Below are 12,699 nucleotides of genomic sequence, written 5' to 3' on the forward strand. Positions count from 1 at the left end.
ACGATTCAGGCAAGCGCGACCTCGCCGCACGGCAGATGCAAATCAACCCGCGTCCCCTGACCCTCAGTGCTGTCTATATGCACGTGCCCACCAGTCTGCCGGGTAAAGCCATAGACCATCGACAAACCCAGCCCGGTCCCCTGACCTACCGGCTTGGTGGTGAAAAACGGATCGAACACCTGATCGATGACATCCTGAGCAATGCCGCAGCCGTTATCTTCGACACTCAGCAGTACATAGTCGCCAGGCAGCAGACCATCTTTTTGCGTCGCAAGCGTTAGCGAGCGACTGCGCACGCACAGCTTCCCTCCGACAGACACAGCGTCGCGAGCGTTGATGACCAGATTCAACAGGGCATTTTCCAGTTGATGCTCATCAGTGCGTATCGCACTCAGCCCCTCCTCCAGTTCGATCTGCAGATGCGCATGAGCGCCGACCGTACCTCGCAACAACTCTTCCATCGAGCGGACCATGCAATTGACATCCACCACGGTGACATTGAGCGACTGCCGGCGGGCAAATGTCAGCAGCCTGCGGGTCAGTGCAGCAGCCCGATTTGCCGAGCTTGCTGCGGCATCCAGGTAGCGCTCGACCTCACCGATCCGCCCGGCTTCCACACGCAGCCTGATCATGTCCAGTGCGCCAATCACGCCGGAAAGTACATTGTTGAAGTCATGGGCGATGCCCCCGGTCAACTGACCAATCGCATCCATTTTTTGCGCGTGACGCAAGACCTCTTCAGCCATCGCTCGCTCGGCAATTTCGGCCTGCAACAACTCATTGGTGGCTTTCAGCTCGCGCGTGCGCTCGGCAACGCGCAACTCAAGACTCTCGTTGAGTTCGCGTAACGCTTCTTCTGCATTGACCTGGGCGGTGATATCGGTGTGAGTACCCAGCCAGTGAGTGATGTGGCCCCGTGCATCGCGCAGGGGTAGCGCGCGTGACAGGAACCAGTTGAATGCGCCGTCCTTGCCACGTATCGGGAAGGTATCTTCCCAGATCGAGCCGGTGGAAAAGCAGTATTGCAAACGCGCCATCACGCGCTCGCGATGTTCGGGATGCAGAACCGAGCGCCAACCCAAGGCAGTCATGGCCTCGAGCGAGGCGCCGGTGTACGCATACCAACGCTCGTTGTACCAGTGGACCTGCCCTCGGGGGCTGGCAGTCCAGGCCAGTTGACTCATGTTGTCAGCCAATGTCCTGAACTGACGCTCGCTTTCACGCAAGGCATCGATGTACTGCGCGACTTCGCGGTCCTGCTCAGCCGAATGCAATGGCATTCTGGCCGGTGGTTGCTCTCTATTCACGTCGGGATCCATCCTCTTCAAGCCTTTACCCCGGAGCTCTTCCTGAACTCCGGGTGCTGCGCGACTTAACGTTTGACAGGCGTACGCATGGTGACGAACTCTTCTGCCGCAGTCGGGTGCACCCCAATAGTATCGTCAAATACCTGCTTGGTCGCGCCAGCCTTGATGGCAATGGCCAGGCTCTGGACGATTTCGCCAGCATCCGGCCCCACCATATGGCAGCCCAGCACGCGGTCGGTTTTAGCATCGACGACCAGCTTCATCAATGTGCGCTCCTGATCATCGGTCAGGGTCAGCTTCATCGGCCTGAAACGGCTTTCGAAAATCTGTACATCGTGACCGGCCTTGATTGCATCTTCTTCGGTCAGGCCGACCGTACCAATGTTAGGCAGACTGAAAACTGCCGTCGGGATGTGATTGTAGTCTACCGGGCGATACTGCTCGGGCTTGAAAAGTCGACGCGCGACCGCCATGCCTTCAGCCAGCGCGACAGGGGTCAGTTGCACCCCCCCAATGACATCGCCGATGGCCAGGATGGAAGGCTCGCTGCTCTGGTAATGCTCATCGACTTTGATGTAACCGTGCTCATCCAGCTTGACGTCGACACTGTCCAGACCAAGATTGTCGAGCATCGGCCGACGCCCCGTCGCGTAGAACACGCAATCGGTCTCGAGTGTACCGCCGCCTTTCATGGACAACAGCAAACTGCCGTCGGCCTGCTTATCGATGCGCTCGATATCGCTGTTGAAGCGAATCGTCATGTCGCGCTTGAGCAGCTCTTCGTGGAGATGGGTACGAACACTGCCATCAAAACCACGCAGAAACAGTTCGCGGCGGTAGACCAGCGTGGTATCGGCGCCTAGGCCATTGAAGATCGAAGCGAACTCCACGGCAATATAGCCACCGCCCACAACCACTACGCGCTTTGGCAGCGTCTTGAGGTAAAACGCCTCGTTGGACGTAATGGCATGCTCGCGTCCTGGCACATCAGGCACCTGCGGCCAGCCACCGGTGGCGATCAGAATGCGCTCGACGCTGTAGGTCTGACCGTTGATTTCGACCTGCTGCGGCCCGACGATCTTTGCGTGGCCTTCAAGCAGAGTAACGCCGCTGTCGACCAGCAATTTACGATAGATGCCGTTGAGGCGGGTGATCTCACTGTCCTTGTTGGCAATCAGCGTGGACCAGTCAAAACTGGCCTCGCCCAATGACCAGCCAAATCCTTTGGCGTGGTCGAAATCCTCGGAAAAATGCGCCCCGTATACCAACAGCTTCTTGGGTACGCACCCGACATTGACGCAGGTTCCACCCAAATAGCGGCTTTCGGCCACAGCGACCTTCGCGCCGAAACCAGCAGCAAAACGCGCCGCCCTGACGCCGCCCGAGCCGGCGCCAATTACAAACAGATCAAAATCAAAGGTCATCGATATCTCCTAGACAGAGGCACAGCATAGCCGCTTGGCGGCCAGTCAGAAATGACAAAGCCACCCGAAGGTGGCTTTGTCCCAAGCGGCATCAATCAGAAATCAATGCGCTTTACCTTTTTTGTAGAAATGCTCGAAGCAGAAGTTGGTCGCCTCAATATAGCCTTCAGCGCCGCCGCAGTCGAAACGCGTGCCATTGAATTTATAGGCAAGCACGTTACCTTCTGCAGCCTGCTTCATCAGGGCGTCGGTAATCTGGATCTCACCACCCTTGCCTGGCTCGGTCTGTTCGATTTTCTCGAAAATGTCCGGTGTCAGAATGTAGCGGCCGATAATCGCCAGGTTCGACGGTGCATCTTCAGGCTTTGGTTTTTCAACCATGTCGGTCACGCGGAACAGACCAGCCTTGATCTCTTCACCCGCGATCACGCCATACTTGTTGGTTTCCGACGGATCAACTTCCTGAATGGCGATGATCGAGCAGCCGTAGTGCTTATGCAGCTTGACCATCTGCGCCAGCACGCCGTCGCCTTCGAGGTTGACGCACAAGTCATCCGCCAGAACCACGGCGAACGCTTCGTTGCCGATCAGCGGGCGACCGCTGAGAATGGCGTGACCCAAGCCTTTCATTTCGGTCTGACGGGTGTAGGAAAAGCTGCACTCATCGATCAGCTTGCGGATGCCGACCAGGTATTTCTCTTTGTCGGTGCCCTTGATCTGGTGCTCCAGCTCGTAGCTGATGTCAAAGTGATCTTCGAGCGAGCGCTTGCCGCGGCCGGTCACGATGGAAATTTCAGTCAAGCCAGCCGCGAGTGCTTCTTCAACACCGTATTGGATCAGTGGCTTGTTGACCACCGGCAGCATTTCCTTGGGCATGGCCTTGGTCGCTGGCAGGAAGCGAGTGCCGTAACCGGCTGCTGGGAACAAGCATTTCTTGATCATAAAAGTCCTTGGTAAGGGCTGTTGGTGTTAACGGCGCAGTCTAATGATGGGGCAGTCACCTTACAATGCTGCCTTTGGCCGTCCGATGCCATCATAGAGGAATACTCGTACAGATAGTTCCGCAGTTTCTGGATATTGCCTGTACACAAATGCCGCGCAGTACACCCTCAAACTACCGTTAGACCCAGCGCAGCCCGCCTGGAATGGCCTTTGCCGACGGCTGCAGCCTTTACATCAGGGTTCGGGAATGGCCAGGCCGCGACAAACGAGAAGCCGGCAGTTTATGATGCAAAACATGGCGGAACGATGGCACCTGTTACCAGTCCAACGCTCGCATTTGTTAATTCACTGGCCTTATCTCGAAGCGAAAAACATGATCAGAATTTTGTCCATTATTGCTGTGCTGGGCCTTACCGGCTGCGCAACCGCCTCCAACACTTACCTGAAAAACGGCAAGCAGGGCTTGAGCATCGACTGCTCCGGCGAGGCGATGTCCTGGGCAAGCTGCTACGAAAAGGCGGATGCGTCCTGTGCAGGCACAGGCTATGAAATTGTCGGCACAGATGGCACCCCGCAGCCTGCCGAAAGCGACAAGACGCTGGGCGTGGACGTTGGCAACTACAAAAGTCGCAGCGTGCTGGTGGTCTGCAAATAATCAGGTCTGCCGCCCTGCCCACCGCGGGCAGGGCCAGCTGGCCGAGCCTGACCGATTAGCCTGAAATGCACGCTTCGGCAGCGTTCTGCACATCCCTGAAACGGATAGGCACGTTGGAAAGTCGCTCGTAGACCTTGATCGTGCTACCGCCCGAGCGGCTCTCGATATCGACCAATGCCGCAGGTGCCTTGCTGAGTTTCTGCGCGACGATGACACGCAGGCCGTCATGGCGAGGCTCGATCAAAGGCGGCTTGCGACTGCTGCTGATCTTGCCAGCGAAGCAATCAGCGTATTCCTGAGGATTCTTGCCCGACATCACGTTCATGGTGGGGGGTGTATGCTCAATGTCATTTACTGTGGCACAGCCAGTCATTGCCAGAGCCAGGACTACTACAGCAGCCAGTTTCATACAAAGCCTCCAAATAAAGGTCCTACGACAAGCCCTAGGGCAATTAAATCCCGGCTGAGGCATTTTTTCCCGGAAACACGGCAAATTAATGCTCATCGACGTCAAATTGCGGGCGTCGCATGCTATCGTTTTGATTTTTCAGAAAAACCCCCATTTCGGAGCCCGTCATGAAATTCGTACACCAGCGTGAGCATCTCAACGAGGACGACCTTGTCGTCATCGAGTGCTCTCAGACCTGCAATATTCGCCTGATGAACGATGCGAATTTTCGCAGCTTCAAAAATGGTGGTCGGCACACCTATCATGGCGGCGCGTTTGACAGATTTCCGGCCAAGATCGCCGCACCAAGTACCGGTTTCTGGAACATCACCATCGATACCGCAGGCCGCAAGGCAGATACCAACGCCGGACGCAAACTGCCCTTCACTCACAAGATCAAGATCGTCCGGCGCTCGACCACTCGCCTGGGATGATGCAAGGAGTCACCGTGAACAATCCAGTCCCGCGCACGACCAAATTCGCTGTCAGCTACAAGCTCAATGGCGAACGCCGCTTTGAATTCGCCCAATTGCAATCGGCATCCACCGAGGAAGCCGAGGCCGCCTTGAAAAAAATGCACGGCCAGAGCGACGACCTTATTACCGACGTCAAGGTCAGCAAGGCTCTCTGATACTCACCGGAGCTCGATCCGATCATGCAACGCAAAGGTGACACTCCCGCCACTCTGGACCTGTTCGCGGACCAGACGGCCCAGCCTCGAAGCGATGAGCGGATCGGGCCTGGGTCATGGCTGTTCAGAGGCTTTGCGCTGAGCGCCATGCCGCAGCTGCTGTCCGCCCTTGAGGAAACACTGGGACTCTCCCCGTTCCGGCACATGCAGACCCCCAGCGGTCTGAGCATGTCGGCAGCGCTGAGCAGTTGCGGACAACTGGGCTGGATAACCGACCGTCACGGTTACCGATACAGCGCAACCGACCCACAAACAGGACAGGCCTGGCCGGCGATGCCGGACGTCTTCATGCAGCTGGCGCAGGATGCCGCACTGGTAGCAGGCTATGCCGGGTTCGTCCCTGACGCCTGCCTGATCAATCGCTATATTCCGGGCGCCAGGATGTCCCTGCATCAGGACCGAAACGAACACGACCATCGCTGGCCAGTGGTGTCGGTGTCACTGGGCATACCGGCCATCTTCCAGTTCGGAGGCCTGCTGCGCAGCGACAAGACCCAACGCATCTCCCTGTTTCATGGGGACGTTGTGGTTTGGGGTGACGAGGACAGGTTGCGCTTCCACGGCATTTTGCCAATCAAGCAGGCCGAGCATCCGCAACTGGGTGAGCAACGAATCAACCTGACCTTTCGCAAGGCTGGCCGCGACAGCTGATCAGGCCTCTTCAAGCGCGCCGGAAGTCCTGGCCAGCGCCGGACATACCGCCCGGTGCAGGTTGAGTGCCGTATTGATGATGCCGATGTGGCTGAACGCCTGAGGGAAATTGCCCAGCATGCGCCCGCCCTTCGGATCGTACTGCTCGGCCAGCAGGCCAACGTCGTTGCACAGACCCACCAACCGTTCGAACAGGCGCGCGGCATCATCAGCCCGGCCCAGCAAGACATAGGCATCGGCCAGCCAGAACGAACAGACCAGAAACGTACCTTCACGGCCGGCGACGCCATCGACACTGCGCTCGTTGTCGTAGCGCAGCAGCAGACCATCCTGCATCAGCGTGCGCTCGATCTGCGCGACAGTACCGATAACACGCGGATCTTCCGGCGCAAGAAAACCGGTCAGCACAATCTGCAGCAGGCTGGCGTCCACCTCTGTCGAGCCATAAGTCTGCACGAAGCTGCCAAGCTCGGCATCGAAACCGTGGCGACAGACATCGACATGGATCTCGTCCGCCACCTTCCGATAATGCACTGCCAGCGCACGATCCTCATCGCTCTCGGCAGCCTGGGCAATCTGCGTGGCGTTACGGTCAAAGGCCACCCAGGCCATGACTTTCGAATGCGTAAAGTGGCGCGGCTCGGAGCGTATCTCCCAGATGCCCGCATCCGGCAGGTGCCAGATCTTCTCCAGATAAGGCATGACCACCTTGGAAATCGCCAGACTGCGCGGATGCTGCGTCATACCGCCGCGCAGTGCCTGAATCATCGCATCGGCCACTTCGCCGTAGACGTCCAGCTGAACCTGCGTTGCCGCACCGTTGCCTACACGCACCGGCAGCGAGTTCTCATAGCCACTCAGCCAGGGCAGCTCGTACTCCTGCAAACGTCGCTCGCCGCCTACGCCGTACATGATCTGGATCTGCTCCGGATTACCGGCAACCGAGCGCAACAGCCAGTCCCGCCAGGCCTGGGCTTCCTCGAAGTAACCCAGATTCATGAATGCCAGAAGGGTCATGGTGGCGTCACGCAACCAGCAATAGCGATAATCCCAATTGCGCTCGCCGCCCAACTGCTCGGGCAATGAGGTGGTCACGGCGGCAACGATGCCACCGGTGGGCGCATAAGTCATGGCTTTGAGCGTAATCAGCGAGCGCTTTACCTGCGCCGTCCACGGCCCGACGTCAGGGCAGCGATCAGAAAACTCGCGCCAATAGGCTGCGGTGATCTCCAAGGCCCGATCGGCATCGATCTGATCGAGCAAGGGTGCAAAGGATGCCTGATAGGCCAGTGTGAAGACCTTGCGCTCGCCTTCATCCACGTGAAAAAGGCTGGCGGTGTGATGATCCTGTGGGTGCAGGGCCACAGGGCTGCGCAAAACCAGCATTTCCGGCCCGGCGACTGCCGTCAGTGTATGAGCATCCTTTCGCTCGACCCAAGGGACGCTGCTGCCGTAATCGAAACGGATGGCGAGGTCCACAGCGAACTCGACCCGACCGGATAGCCCGACCACCATGCGCACCACGTGGCCGGAGGTCTTCATGGGCATGAAATCGATCAGCATCGCGCGGCCGTCACGGGTTTCGAAAACCGTTTCGAGAATCAGGGTGCCGTCGCGATAACGGCGCTCGACAGCGGTAACCTCGGCGGTTGGCGCGATCTTCCAGCGGCCATGCTCATCACCGCCCAGCAGTGCGGCGAAACAGGCCGTCGAGTCGAAGCGGGGGAAACACAACCAGTCCAGCGAACCATCACGGGCGACCAGCGCCGCCGTCTCGCAGTTGCCCAGCAATGCGTAGTCTTCGATCAGTGCAGCCATTCAGAAATGCCCGTCATGATGATTCGTTAACGTGGGTATGCAGCTCGATCAGACGTTCAGGATGTAACGCTCGATGGCGTTGGCCACTCCGTCCTGCTCATTGCTATCAGTAACATGATCAGCCTGTCCCTTGACTGTCTGCTCGCCCTGCCCCATGGCGATCGACAAGCCGGCCTTGTGGAACATTGCCACGTCGTTACCGCCGTCGCCTATGGCCGCCGTACGCGACAGGTCGACGCCCAGATAGTCCGCCAGCGCGACCAGAGCGGAACCCTTGTTGGCCTCCAGCGCAGTCACATCCAGATAGTATTTTTGCGAACGGGCCGCCAGCGCAAGCCCTTTGATCTGCGGGTTGAGGCGCGCCTCAAGGGTCTTGAGCAACTCGAAATCACCGCTGGCCGCGACGATCTTGTCGACGCGATCCAGATACGGCTCGAAACTCTCGACCTGAACATAGTCATAGCCCAGTGCATCAAGCTCATGATCGACGTAAGCGGCGTCGGGATCGATCAGCAGCCACTGATCATCGGCGAAGACCCAGATGGCAACGTTCTGCCCGGCAAACAGATCCAGACAGATGCGAACGGCGCGCGGGTCAATGCGATGAGCCACCAGCAGGCTGCCATCGGGATGGGTGATGGTGCCGCCATTGAATGCCACGGTGGGCAGGTCGACATCCAGCGCCTCGATCACCTGACGCATGGCCCTCGGCGGCCGACTGCTGGCCAGCGTAAAGTGAACGCCGGCAATACGCAGGCGCTTGATGGCGTCGATATTGGCTTGGCTAAGGCTGTGATCACGGCGCAGTAACGTGCCGTCGATGTCAGACAACAGGAACTGTACAGGCAGTTCAGACATTCAATTCTCTCCATTCCCGACCATCACGACTCAGCAACTCTTCACCCGCTTGCGGGCCATCCTTGCCAGCTTCGTAAAGCTGCACTTGCGGCTGTGCGGCCCAGGCATCGAGGAACGGCTGCACTGCACGCCAGCCGTTCTCGATGTTGTCGGCACGCTGAAAGAGCGTCTGATCACCGGTCAGGCAGTCATAAATGAGGGTTTCGTACCCTGTGGAGGGCTGCATCTCGAAGAAGTCCTTGTAGGCGAAGCCCAGCGCAATATCCTCCATTTTCAATTCCGGGCCCGGACGCTTGGCAAACAGGTCGAACCACATGCCTTCGTTGGGCTGGATCTGGATCCGCAGGTAGTTGGGCTTGAGCCGGTCGACCTCGGTATCGCGGAACTGCGCATAAGGAGCAGGCTTGAAGCAGATGGCGATTTCCGTGCTGCGAGCGCTCATGCGCTTGCCGGTACGCAGATAGAAAGGCACACCCACCCAGCGCCAGTTGTCGACCATGACCTTGAGCGCAACGTAAGTTTCGGTGCTGCTGTCCGGCTCCACGCGATCTTCCTGGCGATAACCGACGACCTCCTTGTCGCCCATCACGCCCTTGGCGTACTGACCACGCACCGAATTGGCCAGGGCTTCCTCCTGGCTCCACGGCCGGATCGCGCCGACCACCTTGGCCTTTTCACCGCGAACGGCATCGGCACCGAAAGCGGCAGGCGGCTCCATCGCCACCATTGCCAGCAGCTGGAACAGGTGGTTGGGGACCATGTCGCGCAAGGCACCGGTATGCTCGTAAAAGCTTCCACGGGTTTCCACGCCTACGGTTTCCGCAGCCGTGATCTGTACGTGATCGATGTAGTGATTGTTCCAGAACGACTCGAACAGGCCATTGGAGAAACGGCTGACCAGAATGTTCTGCACCGTCTCCTTGCCCAGGTAATGGTCGATCCGGTAAATCTGCTTCTCGCTCATGACCTTGAGAAGGCACCCATTGAGCTCAACCGCACTGGCCAGATCGGAGCCGAACGGCTTTTCGATCACGACGCGACGGAAGCCTTTTTCGGTTTCCTGCAGCAAACCTGACGAGCCCAGCCGCTGGGCAACCTCACTGAAAAATCGCGGTGCGGTGGCCAGATAGAACACCGCGTTCGCGGTACCAGTGCTCTCGATCTTGCTGGCGATGTCCTGATAGGTGGAATCGTCGAGGAAGTCGCCCTGCACATAGCTGATGCGCTCGGCCAGCTTGCCCCACAGCGCAGGATCGAGCGGATCCTTGCCGCCGCCAGCAACCTTGCCGGCGGCCTCATCACGAATGAAGTTCTCGAGCTTTTTCGCAAAGTCGGCATCGCTGATCGCATTGTGATCGACGCCGACGATATGCAACCCTTCATCCACCAGACCGTCGCGTGACAGGTTGTAAAGCGCCGGCATCAACAGGCGCTTGACCAGGTCTCCATGGGCACCGAACAGAAACAGGGTCGTGGGTGGGGCTACCTCGGTTTTTTGCTCGGCACTGCCACGCGACAGGCCCATTACTTGGGTTCCTTGTGGCCACCAAATCCAAAGCGCATGGCGGACAGCATCTTGTCTGCGTACGAGCTTGTCTGGCGGGAACGGAATCGCGCAAACAGAGCACTGGACAGCACAGGAACCGGAACCGCCTGCTCAATGGCCGCTTCGATGGTCCAGCGACCTTCGCCGCTGTCGGCAACCGAACCGGAGAACGCATCCAGGTGAGGGTCGGTGGCCAGGGCATCGGCGGTCAGGTCCAGCAGCCAGGAAGACACCACACTGCCACGACGCCAGACTTCGGCAATGTCAGCCGTGTTCAGGTCGAAACGCTGTTCAGGCGGCAGGAGTTCGGAGTTTTTCTGCTTGAGAAGATCAAAGCCCTCGGCGAAGGCCTGCATCATTCCGTATTCGATACCGTTATGGATCATCTTCACGAAATGCCCGGAGCCCGCAGGGCCGGAGTGGATATAGCCACGTTCGGCGCGATCATCGGTCGAGGTGCGGTCACGGGTGCGCTCGATCGAGCCAAGGCCCGGAGCCAGTGTCGCGAACAGCGGATCGAGGCGCTCGACAACGGCGGCCTCGCCTCCGATCATCATGCAGTAGCCGCGCTCGAGGCCCCAGACGCCGCCTGACGTGCCGACATCGACATAATGCAGGCCCTTCTCGGTCAGTTCCTGAGCGCGACGGATATCGTCCTTGTAGAACGTATTACCGCCGTCGATGATCACGTCATCGGCGTCAAGCAACTCGCTGAGGGTCTGGATGGTGTCTTCGGTCGGCGCACCGGCCGGGAGCATTACCCAGACAGCACGGGGCTTGGCGAGCGTGCTGACCAGTTCCTTCAGATCTGCGACCGCAGTCGAACCGTCATTGGCCAGGGCGTTGCGCGATGCTTCATCACGGTCGTACACCACAGTCGTATGACCATTCAGCATCAGACGGCGTGCGATGTTGCCGCCCATGCGGCCCAGTCCAATAATCCCAAGTTGCATGAAGGTGCTCCTTAAATCGTAAAAAGGTGCGTCGCTTGCCGTCCAGCGCATCGACAGATTGCGAGCATGCTGTTTAGTCAAGCGAGGCGGAACGTCGGTTCCCTTGCGAGAAGATGAAGACGCGAGCGCCCTCCTGTGGTGCATTTTGTCGCGATTAAGAGACATTCGCGACAATTAAAAATAAAAAAGTTCCAAAATCATGCAAAAGTAATCAAAATCGGTGCCGATAGAGAGGGTAAGCAGCGGCGCTCAGGGATTGAAAGTCATTGCCATGGACCTCTCTGAGGTTGAATCCGCCATTTGCGAGGTGAGCAATGGGCACTGTACTACCAGCAATTGCACCACAAACCCTGTATGTCACTATCCGTCGTGACGAACTGCGCACATTAAAAGAAGAGCGCGAGCAGTTGCAGAAAAAAGTGGCTCATTTGAGCTCGATGCTGCAGCAATCGCAGTTATCCGCCCCTGGCAAGATGCTTCAGGCCTGACCGCAACTGTATCATTCTTCAAAACGCCTCAGGGCAAGCCCGATCATCTGGCTTGCCCACCTGACCTGCCCCCCTGTTGATCCCCGCAGCCTGCTTGATCTTCCGAGCCGCCCGGTCTGCAACTGAACGATCAAAAAAGACCCTTGGCGAATAAGCTCTCTACAGCGCTTTCTGCCAGAACATGGCACGCCCCATTTCAGGGCTCAATTGATAATTGTCGAAACCGAGCTTTCTGTAAGCCCCTTGCGCAACCTCGTTGCCTTCCAGAACTTCAAGCGTCAGCTTGCAGCAGCCACGCTGGCGTGCAATTTCTTCGACCTTGAGCAACATTTTCTGACTGATACCGAGGCCACGATATTGTGAGAGCACCGCGACGTCATGAATATTGACCAACGGACGACAGGCAAAGGTTGAAAACCCTTCGAAGCAATTGACCAACCCCACCGGTTCACCCGATATGAATGCCAGCACGCTGAACGCATAGGGACGCTTTGCGAGTTCGATTGCCAACTGGCGACGGGTGTCGCTCGACAGAGGCCGCCCGGTCCCCATGGCATCCATCGCATATTCATTCAAAACGAACCCGATCGCATCCGCGTGCACAGGATTTGTATAGCTCGCTTGCAGTACCAGTACCTCGGGGGCTTCCATTTCCATCCTCGTCAATTCAATCAGAGTGATTCAGTGAAATCAGTCAAAGGGTGATGCCTCAGGCCAGTGTCAAGGCCGGGGCTTGTGGCCCGATTCTATCCTGCCCTGCGCCAAAATGTTCCAACGTAGATGTAAGGATTTTCTCGTCGCGCCCGCAGACTGACCAATACACGCCCCCGGAAAAGGCGTTGCGCACCATTGCTGCTCATCACAGCCGGACCCCGACGGTATAAGTGATGAAAACCAAGTGCCTGGACGGGATTGTCC

General features: G+C 58.0%; 14 protein-coding genes. 5 read left to right on the top strand and 9 right to left on the bottom strand.

Annotation, left to right across the window (positions count from 1 at the left end):
• Positions 1-5: 5 nt before the first annotated feature.
• The 3 genes from V476_RS26130 to galU form a co-directional block, all read right to left on the bottom strand.
• A complete protein-coding gene (locus V476_RS26130) occupies positions 6-1,280 on the bottom strand; it encodes a hybrid sensor histidine kinase/response regulator (protein WP_050428324.1) in 1,275 nt (424 codons plus the stop codon).
• 92 nt (positions 1,281-1,372) lie between these two features.
• Entirely contained in the window at positions 1,373-2,731 is a 1,359-nt protein-coding gene (gene gorA / locus V476_RS26135; protein WP_024959925.1) for a glutathione-disulfide reductase, read from the bottom strand.
• A gap of 102 nt (positions 2,732-2,833) precedes the next feature.
• Complete coding sequence (gene galU / locus V476_RS26140; RefSeq protein ID WP_024959924.1) at positions 2,834-3,673, bottom strand: UTP--glucose-1-phosphate uridylyltransferase GalU; 840 nt, start codon at positions 3,671-3,673, stop codon at positions 2,834-2,836.
• 373 nt (positions 3,674-4,046) lie between these two features.
• Here galU and V476_RS26145 point away from each other — a divergent pair, with 373 nt between their 5' ends.
• Positions 4,047-4,328 (top strand): hypothetical protein, encoded by a 282-nt coding sequence (locus V476_RS26145; protein ID WP_003400694.1) that lies wholly within the window; start codon positions 4,047-4,049, stop codon positions 4,326-4,328.
• A gap of 55 nt (positions 4,329-4,383) precedes the next feature.
• Here V476_RS26145 and V476_RS26150 read toward each other — a convergent pair whose 3' ends face one another.
• Positions 4,384-4,737, bottom strand: coding sequence for a hypothetical protein (locus V476_RS26150; protein WP_003315317.1), 354 nt, complete (start codon positions 4,735-4,737; stop codon positions 4,384-4,386).
• Positions 4,738-4,904: 167 nt separating this feature from the next.
• On the opposite strand from V476_RS26150, the gene V476_RS26155 reads away from it, so the two are divergent.
• The 3 genes from V476_RS26155 to alkB are packed head-to-tail and all read left to right on the top strand — an operon-like array spanning position 4,905 to position 6,118.
• Positions 4,905-5,210, top strand: a complete 306-nt coding sequence (locus tag V476_RS26155; protein WP_003315318.1) for a DUF1883 domain-containing protein — start codon at positions 4,905-4,907, stop codon at positions 5,208-5,210.
• Positions 5,211-5,224: 14 nt separating this feature from the next.
• On the top strand, positions 5,225-5,407 hold the full coding sequence (locus V476_RS26160) for a hypothetical protein (protein ID WP_024959923.1): 183 nt from the start codon (positions 5,225-5,227) through the stop codon (positions 5,405-5,407).
• A 24-nt stretch (positions 5,408-5,431) separates the two neighbouring features.
• Positions 5,432-6,118, top strand: coding sequence for a DNA oxidative demethylase AlkB (alkB, locus tag V476_RS26165; RefSeq protein ID WP_024959922.1), 687 nt, complete (start codon positions 5,432-5,434; stop codon positions 6,116-6,118).
• Here alkB and V476_RS26170 read toward each other — a convergent pair whose 3' ends face one another.
• From V476_RS26170 to gnd, 4 genes are read right to left on the bottom strand one after another with little or no spacing between them, the layout of a single operon-like run.
• Positions 6,119-7,936: a glycoside hydrolase family 15 protein gene (locus V476_RS26170; protein ID WP_024959921.1), complete on the bottom strand. Its 1,818-nt coding sequence runs from the start codon at positions 7,934-7,936 to the stop codon at positions 6,119-6,121.
• 48 nt (positions 7,937-7,984) lie between these two features.
• Positions 7,985-8,794, bottom strand: a complete 810-nt coding sequence (locus V476_RS26175; protein ID WP_024959920.1) for a Cof-type HAD-IIB family hydrolase — start codon at positions 8,792-8,794, stop codon at positions 7,985-7,987.
• Positions 8,787-10,319 carry a glucose-6-phosphate dehydrogenase gene (gene zwf, locus V476_RS26180; protein WP_024959919.1) on the bottom strand — a complete coding sequence of 511 codons (1,533 nt, stop codon included), beginning with the start codon at positions 10,317-10,319 and terminating at the stop codon, positions 8,787-8,789. The genes V476_RS26175 and zwf overlap by 8 nt, the downstream gene beginning before the upstream one ends.
• Positions 10,319-11,344: a phosphogluconate dehydrogenase (NAD(+)-dependent, decarboxylating) gene (gene gnd / locus V476_RS26185; protein ID WP_146050736.1), complete on the bottom strand. Its 1,026-nt coding sequence runs from the start codon at positions 11,342-11,344 to the stop codon at positions 10,319-10,321. The genes zwf and gnd overlap by 1 nt, the downstream gene beginning before the upstream one ends.
• A gap of 263 nt (positions 11,345-11,607) precedes the next feature.
• On the opposite strand from gnd, the gene V476_RS28700 reads away from it, so the two are divergent.
• The gene (locus V476_RS28700; RefSeq protein WP_003342104.1) at positions 11,608-11,781 is read left to right on the top strand and encodes a DUF6026 family protein; all 174 of its coding nucleotides are present in this window, start codon (positions 11,608-11,610) and stop codon (positions 11,779-11,781) included.
• Positions 11,782-11,940: 159 nt separating this feature from the next.
• On the opposite strand, the gene V476_RS26195 is transcribed toward V476_RS28700, so the two are convergent.
• Positions 11,941-12,432, bottom strand: coding sequence for a GNAT family N-acetyltransferase (locus V476_RS26195; RefSeq protein WP_003315325.1), 492 nt, complete (start codon positions 12,430-12,432; stop codon positions 11,941-11,943).
• Between the last annotated feature and the right edge of the window lie 267 nt (positions 12,433-12,699).

The sequence above is a fragment of the Pseudomonas syringae KCTC 12500 genome (genome assembly GCF_000507185.2).
In the GTDB taxonomy this organism is placed as follows: Bacteria; Pseudomonadota; Gammaproteobacteria; order Pseudomonadales; family Pseudomonadaceae; genus Aquipseudomonas; species Aquipseudomonas syringae.